Raw genomic sequence first — 14,970 nt, 5'->3', positions numbered from 1 at the left:
ACTGAAAACTCGAAAAAAAGACTAAGCCCGCTTTGACTTCATTCAATAAATCGGTCATCATAAAAAAGTAGACCACTTTATAAAGGGGGAACTGGAATGAAGATTGGGGTAGTCTTATTTCCATCAAAACAAGTTCAAGACTTCGCCAACTCGTATCGAAAGCGATACGACACGAAGTATGCGTTGATCTCACCTCACGTGACGATCAAGGAACGCACTGAAATCGACGAGGCCGATTTGCCGAAAGTGCTCGAGTATCTCCAGCAAGTCGCAGACTCGACCAAACCGGTTCAATTGAAAATCGACGGGGTCCGCTCGTTCGCACCGACGAACAACGTCCTCTACTTAAAAGTATTGCCGACGCGCGAACTGTCGGCGCTTCACGACAAACTGCACGACGGTCTGCTCAAGCAGCCTCCGAAATACGAGTTTCTGCCGCATATCACCATCGGTCAAGACTTGACCGATGCCGAACTGTTCGACGTGCTCGAACGGATGCGAATGGAACAAGTGCATTTCGAGGAGACGATCAATCGCATGGCCGTCATGTATGAGCTCGAAAACGAAACATGGAACGTCTATGAGACGTTCCGGTTCCGCGGATAAGATTACACGCTCCGGTCGACGAAACGACCGGGGCTGTTTTGTTGTTCGGCTTCTAACCATTCTTCTTGACGGGGCCGGATTCGTTGGACACGTTGAATGCGTGTGACCGGCTCGATATTCGCCCGTTCTGTTGGTTGAACTTGGCGATTTCCATATTGGACGACTGTGAAATCAATCTGATAAGGACCCATGATCCAACCTCCTTCACAAGTCCTTACCCGAAATTCTTCAACGATAATACAAAAAAAGAGCGTATCGCTACGCCCTTCCCCATCTTTATAAAATGTGATAACCGCTATCGACGTGGATGACTTCACCTGTCACGCCGCTGCCCATGCTCGACAAGAGGAACAGGCCGGTCGAGGCCACTTCTTCTACCGAGACGTTGCGGCGCAATGGCGCTTTTTGCTCGAGTTCAGACAAGATGCTGTTAAAGTCGCCGACTCCTTTAGCCGACAACGTCCGAATCGGGCCAGCCGAGATCGCATTGACGCGGACGCCGTGTGGGCCGTACTCGTTTGCCAAATATTTGACGCTCGAGTCGAGCGCCGCCTTGGCGACACCCATCAAGTTATAGTTCGGGACGACGCGTTCGCCACCGAGATATGTGAGCGTGATGACCGATGCATCTTCTGCGAAGTACGGTTTGGCCGCTTTGACGACAGCCGTCAAGCTGTATGCCGAAATATCGAGCGCTTGCGCGAACTGGCCGCGTGTCATCTCTGAGAATTCACCGCGGAGTGCTTCTTTGTCTGCGAATGCGATCGAGTGCGCAATCCCTTGAATCGGGCCTGCTTGTTCATGAATCGCCCGGAACGTCGTGTCGATGGCTTCGTCGTTCGTGACGTCACACTCTAACAGCAAGGCTTCTCCGTTCAAGTCGGCTGCAAGCGACTCGAGTCCTGACTTGAAGCGTTCGCCCGCATATGTGAGCACGAGCTTCGCGCCTGCTGCGTCGAGCGTCTTCGCGATTCCCCAAGCGATCGAGCGTTTATTGGCGATTCCCATGACGACATACGTCTTATTCGTTAACGTTGGATAGATTGACATCGTAAACTCCCCTTTTTTAGTACCTGGTGATAATATCTGTTATCAGATTACAGAATGGTGTCTGTTTTGTCAACTAGCGCGTAACGTATTGCGATTTTTTTAACTTACGGTAAGATAAAATACGTAGAGAAAGGGTGAGACGACTTCATCATGAACCGCATTCAATCTTATTTTAAAAGTTTAGACACAACACTTTTGACAATCGTCTTTTTCTTGATGATCATCAGTTTAGGTGCCATCTATACGGCCCAACCGATGTTGCCGACGCGATTGCAACATATTAATTTCGCATTTGACCAAGGAATCCGCTACATCATTGGGTTCTTCGCCATGTTCGCCATCATGACCATCGAATATGAACAATTGCGAAAAATACACTGGTATTTGTATGGCTTCGGGTTATTGCTACTAGCCGGTTTGATTCCGCTCCGCGATACGACTCTCGTTCCGAACATCAACGGGGCGTACGGCTGGTATAACGTACCGGGCTTCAGTTTCCAGCCAGCCGAATTCATGAAGTTGTTCTTACTTATTTCCATGGCGACGATCGTCTATGACCATAATAAACGCTACGGTTCGTCCCAACAGGACACATGGCTATTAATGAAATTGGTGCTTCTCGCCATTCCGCCTCTCGCGCTGATTGTGACGCAACCAGACTTAGGCACAGGGCTCGTGTTGATTACGATGCTCGGAGCGATTATCATCGTGTCTGGTATCGGGTGGAAGTGGTTGCTCGGATTGTTCAGCGCCGCTGCCTTAACGATCGGTGGCTTCATGTATTTGTTCTTCTCGCATTTCGAGTTGTTACAAAGTTTCGTGCCAGGCCACGCCTTGAATCGATTCCAAGCTTGGATTTACCCGTATGAGTATTCCGATGACCTGGCGTTCCAGTTAATCAAATCGCTTCAAGCGATTGGGTCTGGCCAAATGTTCGGGGCCGGCTATGGACAAGGGCTCGTCTATCTTCCTGAGTCGCAAACCGACTTCATCTTCGCCGTCATCGCCGAGCATTATGGCTTTATCGGGGCAGCGATCGTGATTATCGTTTTCTTCTTGTTCTTGTACCGAATGATTCATATCGCCCTCGAAGCGAGCAGTCCGTTCGGAAGCTACATCGTCACGGCCGTCATCGCCATGTTCACGTTCCAAATTTTCCAAAACATCGGGATGACGATCGGCGTCCTCCCGATCACCGGTCTGACGTTACCGTTCATCAGTTATGGTGGGACCGGGATCATCATGAACATGATCGCCATCGGGCTCGTCATGAACGTCGCCTCTAAATCAAAAACGTATATGTTCGACGACGACTAAACAATAGTCCCGCACTCATCCGAGTGCGGGACTATTGTTGTTACAGGATGAATTGGAAATCAGCCGGGTCAGGGGCTTGGATGAACAGCTCCTCGCCGGTCAATGGATGATGAAACGCCGCCGAAGCGCTATGGAGCGCATGACGGTCGAGAACAGTCTTGCCACCGTACATCGTATCCCCGAGCAACGGATGGCCGATATGGCGCAGATGGACCCGGATTTGATGCGTCCGACCGGTCTCAAGGGCAATCGATAGTGCCGTATATGCGCCATGCGCCTCCGCTTCGAGAATATGTGTGACAGCATGCTGTCCGTCCGCTGTCACGATTCGCTCCATAATCGAATCGGGGGCGCGGCCGATTGGGGCATCGATCGTCTGTGGTTCAAGCGGCCCTTCGACTAACGCGAGATACGTCCGCGACAATCCGCCAGTCTGTTGCAACTCGCTAAAGCGATGATGCACGTATGCATATTTTGCGAACAGGACGACCCCGCTTGTGTCACGGTCGAGCCGGTTGATGACGTGAATCGCCGACTGCAATCCAATCTGTTCATAATAGCCGAGCACGGCGTTGGCGAGTGTATCATCCGGATGGAGCCGGGACGGGATTGTCGCAATGCCTGCCGGTTTGTCGACCGCGAGCAAATAGTCATCCTCAAATAGGATCGTGAGCGGCCGCTTGGAACGGACCATCGTCTCTGCGGGCTGTTCGACCGGGAAGTGGACGGTCACTGCCTCCCCTGCTCGGATGTCATAGCGGACGGTGCGAGGCTTGCCATCGACGAGGATGAGGCCACCTTGTTTGATTTGGGTCAACATCTTTCGTGAGATGCCACAGTCTGTCATTAAAAAGTCGCGCAACGGGACGGTTGTCTCCGCGACGCGACGCAATGTAAATCCGTACATCGGTTACTTCCCTTCTTCAATGAACGATTCGCGGACCCGTCGCCAAAATGGGAACGGCCGGAACCGGGCAAACGTCACTTTTTCTTTCGCGACCGCACAGCGGATGGAGCGCACGTTCGACCACGACAACGCTTCTTGATGATCGAACGCGAGTTCAAACTCGGTTTTCGTGTGCGGAGCAATCTTCACTTGATGATGTTTCGGCAATAATAGCGGTGACCCGATCGTGCGGTACACCAAGTTGTTAATCGACGCCATCTCCGTCACTTGAATTGCCTCGATGGACGGATGGACGATGGCCCCGCCGAGCGCTTTGTTATAGGCCGTCGACCCGGACGGCGTCGAGATGCACAACCCGTCGCCCCGGAACGTCTCGAAGTAATCATCGCGAATCGATAAGTCACAGACGAGTGTGCGCTTATAGTTTTTAATCGTACATTCGTTCATGGCGAGCTGTCGATCGGTCGTCCCATCCTCGTAATCGATGAGTACCTCGACGAGCGGGTATGACACCGGTTCGAACGACTCGCTTGTAATCATCTCCGTCAACTCATCGAGTTCATCCGGTTGCCAGTCGGCGTAAAATCCGAGATGGCCTGTGTGGATGCCGACGAGCAACGTCTGATCGAGCCGGTCGATATACTCGTGGAACGCCTGCAGCATCGTCCCGTCGCCTCCGACTGAGACGACAATGCGTGGCTCTTTCGAAACCGAATGCCCCGCTTCGGTCAATTTATTCGTCAACTCTTGCGCGATGTCAGCCGACCGCGCGTCTCCCCGTGCTACAATCGCAAACTGCATGCCGTGGCCCCCTAGTCTTGGTCCGTCTGGACGTTCATTTCTTTATCCCGGAACACTTGCTGTGCATCTTGAATCTCGACGCGAAGCTGGCTCATCTCTGCATCCAGCAAGAACGCCGCCTCGGCCGCTCGCCGCAGACGTTCTTGAACTTCGAGCGGCATATCCCCGTCGTATTTATAGTTAAGCGAATGCTCGATTGTTGCCCAGAAGTTCATCGCGAGCGTCCGTACTTGGACCTCGACGAGTGTCGGGAACTCGCCATGAATCGTTTGCACCGGGTACTCGAGAATCAAATGGTACGAGCGATAGCCCGATTCCTTTTGGTTCGTGATATAGTTACGTTCCTCGACGATCTTAAAGTCGGTCCGATGATGGAGCAGTTCGAGGACGTGGACGATATCGTCCACGAATTGGCACATGATGCGGAGTCCGGCGATATCTTGCATCTCCGTCGACAATTTATCATAAGGAATCTGCTTTCGCTTCGCCTTCTCGAGGATGCTGCCGACCGGTTTCACTCTTCCGGTGACAAACTCGATGGGAGAATGGTCATTTTGAGATTTATATTGCTTTCGAATCGCCTTGAATTTCACTTTCAGTTCATCGACCGCGATTTGATACGGCACTAAATATTGATCCCAATCCATGGATTGCATATGCTGTCACCACTTTCGTTCGTATCGGAAAGCCCTGCTTTTTCCGTATGTATCCGATTGTATGGTATCATAAACCAACAATTGTTCATAGAATGGAGCGATGATTTATGACCCAAGAAGTGGAAATTGAATTTAAATCGATGTTGACAAAAGACGAGTACGAAATGTTGCTCGCCGCCTACGATTTGACAGACGAAGTGAAATGGCAAGCCAACGACTACTTTGACACGCCGACGTTCGAACTGAAGAACCATGGTGCCGCCCTTCGCATCCGTGAGAAAAAGAACGGCCAAGTGCTGACACTGAAGCAGCCGCATGAAGTCGGCTTGCTCGAGACGCACGCCGCCATCAACGAAGAAGAAGCCGAGAACTTGTTCAAATACGGCATCATCCACGATGATCAAATGACGGCCGCGCTCGCTCCATTCAACTTGTCTGGACCGCTCGAACACCTCGGCCGTCTCGAGACGAAACGGGCCGAAATCGCGACACCGGACGGCCTACTCGTCCTTGATGAAAGTCATTATTTGGAGATTCACGACTACGAAATAGAATTTGAAGTGACCGACGAGGCGAGAGGGAAAATCGCTTTCGAACAGCTCCTTCGCGAGCATGTCATTCCCCTTCGTCCCGCTAAAAATAAAATCGTTCGATTCATGGAAGAAAAGGTGCGTCGAAATCAAGGTTGAGCAGATACGTTGCCAACCTTTTTTTTTCGTTGCTACAATGAGCATACGATATATTTGATTTTTGTTTACGAGAGGAGGCGACACAATGGAACTAGAACAATGTAATGAGTCATCCTGTTCACTGGAAGAATCTCCTATCCAAGCAACCTATAAACCATTAGAGTTATTCTATTTCATGGACATTTCTGATCCAGATGGACTTCATGTGATGACGCTCATTAAAAAGCTCGAACTTGAATACGGGCATTTGATTCGTTTCCGTATGGTTTCGACGGTTCCTAGTTGTGTTGGCGGATGTCAAGAAGAGGTTCGCCTTCTCACGATGATTAAGGCTATGGAGTTACAAGGGAAACGTCATGCGATGCGCTTCTTACGCCATCTGCATATAAACGATATCTTTTTGAAGGATGGCTCTAGCGACAGCGACTTGTGGGAAATTGCCCGCTCGTTCGTCGATTACGGGCTCGACATCGAGGAGTTGGCGGCCGATATCCAATCCAATCAACTGCTCAGCGCTCTAGCTGTTGACCATGAGATCTTAAAAGATTGGGAAATTGAGTCACTTCCTGCTTTGACGTTCGTCACGCGTGACGAAGCACTCAAAATCGAAGGATTGTACCCGTATGACGTCTATCAGGCCGTCATGGCCGAACTGCTCGGTTACGTCCCAACCCGGGAGTCCGAGTGGAACGTCGAGAAAGTATTGGGGCGCTACGATGCCTCGACCATCACCGAGCTCGCCTTCATCTTGGAGCTCGAGAAGCCGGTCATCGAGAGAGAACTGAAAAAACTGTCACTCCAGCAACGGTGCCGACCTGTCCCAGGTTGCAGCGGACAAGCTTGGGCGACGAATAAATGACACAACAAAACCCACGGCCGGGGAGCCGTGGGTTTTTTGCGATGTTCTCCGCGGGGACGGAAAACATCACGACCCGAGTATCTATACAGATCACAGGTTGGGAGAAAGTTTACGGTCAATAAAGGGGTTTGTGATTGATTTCACACTTATAATATACCGAGACGGGCGCCGTGTGACAAGCACTTTGTTCATATTGTCACATAATGTTCACGCCATACTTCTTATTGAAATAATAACGTCTCCATTTCGTCGAGGACGGCCTCGAACTGATCGAGTGCTGCGAGCACCGGCGCTTTCGTCGTCATATCGACGCCGGCCGCCTTCAATACTTCAATCGGATAGTCGCTCGAACCGGCCTTCAAGAACTTGTCGATGTAACGACGGACAGCTGGTTCGCCTTCTTCCATGATCTGTTGCGACAACGCGGCCGATGCTGAGATCCCTGTCGCGTACTGATAGACGTAGTAATTGTAATAGAAGTGCGGGATACGGGCCCATTCAAACGCAATCTCACCATCGATAACGAGTTCGTCTCCGAAGTATCGCTTGTTGAGCTCGAGATACGTCTCATTCAAATACTCAGGTGTGAGCGAGACGCCTTCTTGGGCCGCTTTATGAATCATGTGCTCGAACTCGGCGAACATCGTCTGACGGAACAGTGTGCCCCGGAACGTTTCGAGCTGATTGTTCAACAGATAGAGCCGCTCCTGGCGGTCCGTGCGCGTCTTCAACAAATAATCGTTCAAGAGCGCCTCGTTCGTCGTCGAAGCCACTTCAGCCACGAAAATCGAGTAGTCCCCGTACGGATACGGCTGCGTCGCACGCGTATAATGGCTATGGACCGAATGGCCGAACTCATGGGCGAGCGTGAACAAGTTGTTGACGTTGTCCTGCCAGTTCATCAAGATGAACGGTTGCGTGTCGTACGCGCCTGATGAATAGGCGCCACTACGCTTACCACGTGTCTCACGAACGTCGACCCAACGTGAAGCAAGTCCGTCTTTGACGATTTGGACGTACTCGTCTCCGAGCGGCGCGAGCCCCTCGACCATCAAGTCTTTCGCTTCGGCATACGGAATTTTCATGTCCACGTCTTTGACGAGCGGCGTATACAAGTCGTACATATGCAACTCGTCCACACCAAGTGCCCGTTTCCGGAGCGCGACATAACGGTGCAACAAGTCGAGACGTTCGTTCACCGCCTCCACGAGCCCGTCGTATACGGATTCTGGGATGGCATTATGGTGAAGCGCCGCTTGGCGGGCGCTCTCGAACTTGCGGACCGTCGCATAGAAGTTGTCTTTTTTCACGCTACCTGACAACGTCGAGGCGAACGTGTTCAAATATTGCTCGTACGTCCCGTACATCGTCTTGAATGCGCCTTCGCGGACGCTGCGGTCACTTGATTCGAGGAACGTGATATAGCGGCCATGCGTCAATTCGACGTCTTCGCCTTTCTCGTTCTTCACTTTCGGGAACTTCAAGTCGGCGTTGTTGAGCATGCCGAACGTCGAGCTCGACTGCCCGAGGACGTCACCGGCTTGGGCGAGAATCGCCTCTTCCGCTTCCGTCAACACGTGTGGACGTTCTTGTGCCAACTCGTCGAACGCGTGGCGATAGACGTTGAGTGACTCGTGCTCACTCATGAACGCCTCGATTTGGCTTTCGTCGATGGCGAGCAGCTCTGGCGTCATGAACGCGAGCTGAGCCGAGATTTGGGCGGCGAGAGAACCGGCACGGTCGTTCAGTGCCTGATAATGGCTGTTCGACGTATCCTCGTCGTAGCGCATATGGGCGTATGTATACAGCTTATGCAATTGACGCGAAATGTCGTCGCGTAGCTGCAGACCTGCGAATAAGGAAGCCGCCGATTCTCCGAGTTTCCCTTTGAACTCGACCAAGGCCGGTACGCTTGCTTTTAGCGCCTCAAAATCTTGTTCCCAAGCTTGATCGTCTGCATAAATCGTCTCTAAGTTCCACGTCTCCTCGACGGGTACTTGTTGTCGTGTAAGTACTTCTGACATATGTCCACTTCCTTTTCTTAGTTTGTATACGATTTCGCCATGAATCGCTGAAACCCTTGAAAGTATCGAAAATCGTGAAGCAACGCCGTGTCTAACGTCTTAGGCACGTGCCAATCGCGCACCGCCTCCGTCACGTCGAATACGTTCAACAGCTGTCTCCATTGTACTTCAAACGCTTGCAGAAAGTCGCTTGTCGGGGTCACGTCGAACTGGCGGCACGTCTTCTCGATGCTCCAATTGACGGAGTCTCCGGGGCAATCCCGTCGATTCAAGTAGAGCACCGTCTGGAACATGAACGGATGGACATGGACCCCCCACAGTGACGGCAACGGCAAATAACAGTAGTTCGGTAACAACGAGGGCAACATCCCGAGCGGATACAATCGATTCAAGATGAGCCGGCGATACTGTGGCGTCGGATAAGGTGGCGTCATCCGCCTCCGCCGAATGACTTGGGTCCAACGATGGGCATCGAAGCCATAATATGCCGCGAACGGCGAGACATCGAACGAGGTCGCGACCTGCCATTGCCCGACGCCCGCTCGGATGGAGACCGGAAAGCCGACGAAGCGGTATAACGCCTGTCCGGTCGGGACGACCAGGCTATGTCGTCGCGCCAGTTCGGCCCGCATCCACGGTTTGAACGTCGTCACACCCCCGGGCTGCAGCCCGCTCGCCAGCCAGACGACGTCAAGTCCATTGTCGCGATAATGTCTCGTCCGGTCGACGTAAGACTCGATTGAGAGCGTGGACGCCTGGATTTCGACGACGAGCCGAGTATCGTCGCGTACTGCCACCAAATCGGCACGACGTGCGCCGATGACGACTTCTTGCTCGACTTCATACCCTTGCCCTTGAAGCCATTGCCGCACTCCCCATTTGTCTTCATGGTGTCCGGTCGACTCGCCGCATCCGCAAGGATTGACGTGGGCGAAATGGAGACGCCGTTTCACACCTTGCCTGACGATGACCCGTTCCCCGCATTCTGGGCACGAAAAAGGGGCAAACGGCTCAATCCGCCCCCGACTGAGCGTAAGGGCATCCACATACCCTCCAGTTCGACCGATGGCAAATCGCATTCCGCTTCCCCCTCATAATAGTGGTGAAAACATTCGGGCCAATGATTCGACGAGTTTGATGAAGTAGGATCGTTCCGAGAACGCCCGAATCTCCAACTCGTGTGACCCTTCAAAGTCTTTATACAAATCTTGTTTGAGCTGATGGACGGAGTTCGTGTTATACAAGAGCGCGTTCACCTCGAAATTGAGGTGGAAACTTCTGAAGTCCATATTCGCCGTTCCGATTGTCGCCAACCCATCGTCGACGACGATGACTTTCGAGTGCATGAACCCTTCCTCATACAAGTAAATCTTGACCCCGGCGCTGAGTAGCTCCTCAAAATATGAGCGGCTCGCATAAAAGACGATTTTATGGTCCGGATAGCTCGGAAGCACGATACGGACATCGATGCCTGATAACGAAGCGGTCTTGAGCGCGCTCATGATGTCCTCGTCTGGAATCAAGTACGGGGACGAGATGTATACCGACTTCTTCGCCGCATTGATCAGCGCGAAATAAATCGATTTCATCGTCTCGTACGGCTCATCCGGTCCGCTCGCCACAATCTGTACGCCGCCGCTCGCACTTCGCACCGTCTCGAGCGGCTCGAGATAGAACGGCGTGAATAGACGCTCACCCGTCATGTAGTACCAGTCCTGCAAGAAGATGAGCTGGAGTTCCGACACCCCTTCCCCTCTGACGTATAGATGCGTGTCACGCCAAAAACCGAACTTCGAATGCTCGCCCAAATACTCATCTCCGACATTCAACCCGCCTGTGAACGCCTCTGTTCCATCGATGACGACGATTTTCCGATGGTTCCGATAGTTCGTCTTACTCGAAACGAGCGGCAGGACGACCGGGAAGAACGCTTTGACATGGACGCCTGCTTGGCGCATCTCGTCAAAGAACGTCCCGTTCGTATGAATCGAGCCGACCGCGTCATATAGAAAGCGCACCTCGACCCCGGCCTTCGCCTTCTGAATCAAAATCCGTTGAATTTCCCGAGAAATACGATCTTCCCGGAAAATATAATATTCGAGATGGATGTGGCGGGTCGCCCCTTTCAAAGCGGGCAACAACTTCGAGAACTTCTGTTGTCCGTTCGTCAGCACTTGCGTATACGTGTTTGACGAAACGGGTAATTGATTCAGAGACGACGTCAAATGGAGCAACTTCTCATAATCGTCATGGGAGAACATGAGCGACGGCGACAACGTCATCGCCTTCTGTCGATAAGCGAGGTACGTCTCTTCGTCCAACATGGCCTTCTCTTTGAACATGCGCTTCCGGCGATAGTTCTGTCCGAACACAAAATAGGCGAACAGCCCGACGACCGGGAAGCCGAGCATGACGATGGCCCAAATGAGCGTCCGCTGCGGATTTCGATTCTCGAGCAGGATGACGAGCAGGATGCTGAACGTCGTCAAAAAGACGAGCACCGAGAACAACCCGATCACTTGCGAGCTCCAGTAATACGATAATACGGCAATGAGACCTGCGAGCAAAATCAGGGATAAAAGTACTTGTATGCGTCGCAACATATTATAAACTGACCTCGTTTCTGTCTTGTATTATCATAATTATACAACTTAACACCATCTTTTGAGGGGAGCGAACAAAATATGGGCACATTTTTGGTTACAGGAGCGACGAGCGGGATTGGACGGGCCGTCGCCCTTCGTTTGGCTGAGGACGGACATGACGTCATCGGCATCGGCCGCGACGAGACACGAGGTGCCGCACTAGAAGACGCCTCACCACGCATCACTTTCCTTACATGTGATTTAGCCGAATCCGAGCAAGTTGAAGCATTGATGGACCGCTTGATCGAGGACAAGGTCGTCCTCAACGGATTATTCAACAACGCCGCGACGTTCGGTCGTCCCGGGACACCGGAGCGGTTGCCGGCGACCGCGTTTGACGACGTATTCGAACTGAACGTGTTGGCTGTGAACCGGCTTATCCAACGCGCCATCCCGCTGTTGGCGACGGGAGGGAGCGTCGTCAATAACGCTGCAATCGTCGGCCACGTCAAATTTCCTCCGATGCTCGGTCCATACGCCGCCTCGAAAGCGGCCGTCATCGCCTTGACGAAGACGTTCGCCCATCGGATGAAAGGCAAAATACGTTTCAATGCGGTCTGTTTCGGTCCGGTCGATACGCCACTCAGTCATAAACTGTATGGCGGTGAGGCCAAATTCCAAGAGGCGATGACCCATCATTTCCGGGGACATGCCGCCAAACCGGAGGAAGTCGCACCGGTCGTCACATTCCTATTGAGCGAAGCGTCAAGCTATATTAACGGTCAAGCCATCACGGTGGACGGTGGTTATACACTCTCATAAGTACCAAAAGGGAGGGGTCTCGAGTGACCCCTCCCTTTTACGTCTGTACTTTTCGGGCACGCATCATCTGATTCGTCAGAAACGCGCGTTCTCTCGGATGCAACTCTTCAAAATCGAGCGACTCCTCGAAATAGTCGATGAACCCCTCGAACGTCTCTTCGTGTGAGGCATGTGCTTCCAGTCGGGCGATTCGGATCGCCTCGAACACGGATGCCATCACAAAGATGTCATGGCTCGCATACGTCTTGATTGGGGTGAGCGCCTCGAACAACGTCGCCTCCATCGGTTTACGTTTGGCGTGCCATTCGCTCTTGTCATTGGAAAATAAGAAATCCCCTTCAGGTAATCGGCTCAGTTCTCGCAAAATGTCGCCGATGTAATGAATGGCGTGAATCGCAGTATTCGGATCGTTAATCCCGGGCGAGATGCCTTTCAACGCGATTTCACTCAATTTCTCGATGACGAAGGCCGGGTCTTGAATCGAGGAGCGAATCTCCCCAATTTGGAACACGTCGACATCGAGCGCTTCTTCTCCGAGCCAATAGCCGAGCAAGTCTCCTTTCGCCACGAAATCCCCGACGGCCACGACCGACTCGAAATCGACATCATGGCTTTCTTGTTTCTCGCTTGCGAACAATTGGATATAGCCGGTGCGCGGCGCATAGATGGCCTGGCCCTCGAACGTGTGGACCGAACGTTCGGGAACGATGTGCATCTTTCCGTCCTCCACCGCTTGCTGTTGCGTCTCGATGACGGACAACGCCTCGCGATGCAGGGCTGACAAGAGACGTTCGGCTTGAATTGAGACGCTTATCGTTTGTATGAACTTGACGAACGCCCAGATGGAACTGACGACGAGCAACACGCTGACGCCCGAGGCGAGTACGACATCCTCATCCGACGTCCGAATTAAAAATAAGTTCGTGATCCCGTACACCGTCGTCATGATGAACAAGCCGAGCGTATGTTTCGATGCCGAGTTCGTCAAAAAGTTATTGATTGTTCGTGGTGAGAACTGTGACGAGTACGTCGTCAAGACGACGAGAATCGTTGAGAAACTAAACGTCATCATCGTCATCAGACTCGTAAAGGACGAGGACAGCACGGTTGCTGCCGAATCCTTATCTAAATAGACGATTTCGGGCAACAGTTCCCGAAAGAAGTTTCCGAAGTATTGGGTCAGGAACGTCAAGGCAATCCCCCCGACCCCATATAAAAACGGGACAAACCAGGCACTATCGGCCAACATCAACTGCAAACGCTTGAACATCACGACACCTCGTTTATGTATTAGTTAGAAAAAAATCGCCTGTCCATATGAACAGGCGATCGGGGTTTAGAAATAGTGACGGACTTTAGCGAAGACATCCCCATCGAGGATAAGCTTACCGTATTCTTCGAGCATCGCTAACGTCTGCGTGCTGAACGTCAAATACTCGGCCAAGAGACTCAATACGTTCTCTTCTTCCTCTGGTTCCATCTCTTCCGGGAAATCGATCCACAAGTAATACTTCTGATCGTAGTGGAACAGTTTGAGGTCGACGTTGCTTAACGTCTCTCCCGCCCGTTTGCTGAGCGAGATGATCGCCTCAAAGTCATCCGTTTCCATAGCGAGCGGAGCCCACGCCTCCTGCTCGGTTTCTTCATCGAGTTCACTCAACTGGTCGAGCACCGATTGTTGATCGCGTGCCTCATCGATTGCCGAGCGTAGGAGTGATCCGAGCTCAGAATCGTCTTCGGCGCCAATCACGTTTTTCGCGATCGTCACGGTCACTTCGAGTCCTTTTTCAAAAGCTTGTACTTGTATCCATAGTGGACCATCAAACGAGATATCTTCTCGTTCGTGCGCTTCGTCCATCATCTGCCAGAACAGCTGCTCACCACGTTCTCGGTTATACCAGATTTCATCACGAGCGAAACCGCGTTTTTCGATATCGACATACGTAATGAAAAATTTGACGGTATTGTCATTGATGCGCTCAATTTTCACGATTGTCCACTCCCTTCTCACCTCACTCCTACTTCAACAATTAAGGAGGAGAGGGGAAATTGTCTTGTTATCATAGTACCCTTTTTTTAACGTGTCAATCTATTGATGATGGGGTTGTTACTATTATTTTATCGGAAAAACGGAATAATAAAAAGCACACTGCTTAGACAGTATGCTTCCTCACTCGTTGACGAGTCGTTGCGCTTCTTGAAGTTGGAACGTCCGGACCTTGCGCGGCAAGAATCGACGAATCTCATCTTCGTTATACCCGACTTGAAGACGTTTTTCATCAATCAAGATTGGACGGCGAAGCAATCCAGGATACTCTTGAATCAAATCGTATAGTTGTTGAAGCGAGAGCGCATCGACCGATACGTCGATTTTAGAGAAAACTTTAGACCGGGTCGAGATGATTTCATCCGTCCCGTCCTCTGTCATACGTAGGATTTGTTTGATCTCATTAAGTGAGAGTGGTTCTGAAAATATATTTCGTTCCGTAAATGGGATATCATGCTCTTCAAGCCAAGCCCGTGCTTTTCGGCACGATGTGCAGCTCGGAGACGTGTAAAGTGTGACCATTTTCGTTCCTCCCTGATCAAATGTTCGTTCATCTTTTTCAAGTGACTCTATTTGTATACCCAAAAAATCGTTCACTTAATTATAA

At 51.6% G+C, this 14,970-nt stretch carries 16 protein-coding genes; 5 read left to right on the top strand and 11 right to left on the bottom strand.

All coding sequences use genetic code 11. The annotated features are described in order from the left end of the window. Positions 1-96: 96 nt before the first annotated feature. Positions 97-606, top strand: coding sequence for a YjcG family protein (locus M467_RS25245; protein ID WP_021066965.1), 510 nt, complete (start codon positions 97-99; stop codon positions 604-606). A gap of 2 nt (positions 607-608) precedes the next feature. Here M467_RS25245 and M467_RS25240 read toward each other — a convergent pair whose 3' ends face one another. After that, positions 609-797, bottom strand: a complete 189-nt coding sequence (locus M467_RS25240) for a hypothetical protein (protein ID WP_021066964.1) — start codon at positions 795-797, stop codon at positions 609-611. A gap of 85 nt (positions 798-882) precedes the next feature. Beyond that, the gene (fabI, locus tag M467_RS25235; RefSeq protein WP_021066963.1) at positions 883-1,656 is read right to left on the bottom strand and encodes an enoyl-ACP reductase FabI; all 774 of its coding nucleotides are present in this window, start codon (positions 1,654-1,656) and stop codon (positions 883-885) included. A 150-nt stretch (positions 1,657-1,806) separates the two neighbouring features. Between fabI and M467_RS25230 the strand changes: the two genes are divergently transcribed. Next, complete coding sequence (locus tag M467_RS25230) at positions 1,807-2,973, top strand: FtsW/RodA/SpoVE family cell cycle protein (RefSeq protein WP_021066962.1); 1,167 nt, start codon at positions 1,807-1,809, stop codon at positions 2,971-2,973. A gap of 40 nt (positions 2,974-3,013) precedes the next feature. Here the strand turns inward: M467_RS25230 and M467_RS25225 are convergent, their stop codons facing one another. From M467_RS25225 to yjbM, 3 genes are read right to left on the bottom strand one after another with little or no spacing between them, the layout of a single operon-like run. Further along, positions 3,014-3,880, bottom strand: a complete 867-nt coding sequence (locus M467_RS25225; RefSeq protein ID WP_021066961.1) for an RluA family pseudouridine synthase — start codon at positions 3,878-3,880, stop codon at positions 3,014-3,016. A 3-nt stretch (positions 3,881-3,883) separates the two neighbouring features. Beyond that, positions 3,884-4,681, bottom strand: coding sequence for an NAD kinase (locus M467_RS25220; RefSeq protein ID WP_021066960.1), 798 nt, complete (start codon positions 4,679-4,681; stop codon positions 3,884-3,886). Positions 4,682-4,692: 11 nt separating this feature from the next. Then, positions 4,693-5,337, bottom strand: coding sequence for a GTP diphosphokinase (gene yjbM / locus M467_RS25215; RefSeq protein ID WP_021066959.1), 645 nt, complete (start codon positions 5,335-5,337; stop codon positions 4,693-4,695). A gap of 107 nt (positions 5,338-5,444) precedes the next feature. Between yjbM and M467_RS25210 the strand changes: the two genes are divergently transcribed. Both M467_RS25210 and M467_RS25205 read left to right on the top strand, forming a co-directional pair. After that, entirely contained in the window at positions 5,445-6,026 is a 582-nt protein-coding gene (locus M467_RS25210) for a CYTH domain-containing protein (RefSeq protein ID WP_021066958.1), read from the top strand. Positions 6,027-6,111: 85 nt separating this feature from the next. Next, a complete protein-coding gene (locus M467_RS25205) occupies positions 6,112-6,885 on the top strand; it encodes a DsbA family protein (protein ID WP_021066957.1) in 774 nt (257 codons plus the stop codon). Between the two features lie 221 nt (positions 6,886-7,106). Here M467_RS25205 and pepF read toward each other — a convergent pair whose 3' ends face one another. From pepF to cls, 3 genes are read right to left on the bottom strand one after another with little or no spacing between them, the layout of a single operon-like run. After that, complete coding sequence (gene pepF, locus M467_RS25200; protein ID WP_021066956.1) at positions 7,107-8,909, bottom strand: oligoendopeptidase F; 1,803 nt, start codon at positions 8,907-8,909, stop codon at positions 7,107-7,109. Between the two features lie 17 nt (positions 8,910-8,926). Continuing rightward, positions 8,927-9,988, bottom strand: a complete 1,062-nt coding sequence (locus M467_RS25195) for a competence protein CoiA (protein WP_021066955.1) — start codon at positions 9,986-9,988, stop codon at positions 8,927-8,929. A gap of 12 nt (positions 9,989-10,000) precedes the next feature. Continuing rightward, complete coding sequence (cls, locus tag M467_RS25190; RefSeq protein WP_021066954.1) at positions 10,001-11,512, bottom strand: cardiolipin synthase; 1,512 nt, start codon at positions 11,510-11,512, stop codon at positions 10,001-10,003. 81 nt (positions 11,513-11,593) lie between these two features. Between cls and M467_RS25185 the strand changes: the two genes are divergently transcribed. Then, positions 11,594-12,316 (top strand): SDR family NAD(P)-dependent oxidoreductase, encoded by a 723-nt coding sequence (locus M467_RS25185; RefSeq protein WP_021066953.1) that lies wholly within the window; start codon positions 11,594-11,596, stop codon positions 12,314-12,316. A gap of 37 nt (positions 12,317-12,353) precedes the next feature. On the opposite strand, the gene M467_RS25180 is transcribed toward M467_RS25185, so the two are convergent. The 3 genes from M467_RS25180 to spxA form a co-directional block, all read right to left on the bottom strand. Next, a complete protein-coding gene (locus tag M467_RS25180; protein ID WP_021066952.1) occupies positions 12,354-13,586 on the bottom strand; it encodes a DUF2254 domain-containing protein in 1,233 nt (410 codons plus the stop codon). 66 nt (positions 13,587-13,652) lie between these two features. Further along, complete coding sequence (gene mecA, locus M467_RS25175) at positions 13,653-14,306, bottom strand: adaptor protein MecA (protein WP_021066951.1); 654 nt, start codon at positions 14,304-14,306, stop codon at positions 13,653-13,655. 180 nt (positions 14,307-14,486) lie between these two features. Continuing rightward, positions 14,487-14,885: a transcriptional regulator SpxA gene (gene spxA / locus M467_RS25170; protein WP_015881217.1), complete on the bottom strand. Its 399-nt coding sequence runs from the start codon at positions 14,883-14,885 to the stop codon at positions 14,487-14,489. Positions 14,886-14,970: the final 85 nt, after the last annotated feature.

Source organism: Exiguobacterium chiriqhucha RW-2 (assembly GCF_000416965.1).
In the GTDB taxonomy this organism is placed as follows: Bacteria; Bacillota; Bacilli; order Exiguobacteriales; family Exiguobacteriaceae; genus Exiguobacterium; species Exiguobacterium chiriqhucha.
The sequence above is the reverse complement of the archived record's forward strand: the minus strand, read 5'-3'. Positions and strand labels throughout refer to the sequence as shown.

Excerpts from the sequence above, each read along its gene's own strand:
- M467_RS25245 (WP_021066965.1), top strand. The coding sequence starts at position 97 with ATGAAGATTGGGGTAGTCTTATTTCCATCAAAACAAGTTCAAGACTTC.
- M467_RS25240 (WP_021066964.1), bottom strand. The coding sequence starts at position 797 with ATGGGTCCTTATCAGATTGATTTCACAGTCGTCCAATATGGAAATCGC.
- fabI (WP_021066963.1), bottom strand. The coding sequence starts at position 1,656 with ATGTCAATCTATCCAACGTTAACGAATAAGACGTATGTCGTCATGGGA.
- M467_RS25230 (WP_021066962.1), top strand. The coding sequence starts at position 1,807 with ATGAACCGCATTCAATCTTATTTTAAAAGTTTAGACACAACACTTTTG.
- M467_RS25225 (WP_021066961.1), bottom strand. The coding sequence starts at position 3,880 with ATGTACGGATTTACATTGCGTCGCGTCGCGGAGACAACCGTCCCGTTG.
- M467_RS25220 (WP_021066960.1), bottom strand. The coding sequence starts at position 4,681 with ATGCAGTTTGCGATTGTAGCACGGGGAGACGCGCGGTCGGCTGACATC.
- yjbM (WP_021066959.1), bottom strand. The coding sequence starts at position 5,337 with ATGCAATCCATGGATTGGGATCAATATTTAGTGCCGTATCAAATCGCG.
- M467_RS25210 (WP_021066958.1), top strand. The coding sequence starts at position 5,445 with ATGACCCAAGAAGTGGAAATTGAATTTAAATCGATGTTGACAAAAGAC.
- M467_RS25205 (WP_021066957.1), top strand. The coding sequence starts at position 6,112 with ATGGAACTAGAACAATGTAATGAGTCATCCTGTTCACTGGAAGAATCT.
- pepF (WP_021066956.1), bottom strand. The coding sequence starts at position 8,909 with ATGTCAGAAGTACTTACACGACAACAAGTACCCGTCGAGGAGACGTGG.
- M467_RS25195 (WP_021066955.1), bottom strand. The coding sequence starts at position 9,988 with ATGCGATTTGCCATCGGTCGAACTGGAGGGTATGTGGATGCCCTTACG.
- cls (WP_021066954.1), bottom strand. The coding sequence starts at position 11,512 with ATGTTGCGACGCATACAAGTACTTTTATCCCTGATTTTGCTCGCAGGT.
- M467_RS25185 (WP_021066953.1), top strand. The coding sequence starts at position 11,594 with ATGGGCACATTTTTGGTTACAGGAGCGACGAGCGGGATTGGACGGGCC.
- M467_RS25180 (WP_021066952.1), bottom strand. The coding sequence starts at position 13,586 with ATGTTCAAGCGTTTGCAGTTGATGTTGGCCGATAGTGCCTGGTTTGTC.
- spxA (WP_015881217.1), bottom strand. The coding sequence starts at position 14,885 with ATGGTCACACTTTACACGTCTCCGAGCTGCACATCGTGCCGAAAAGCA.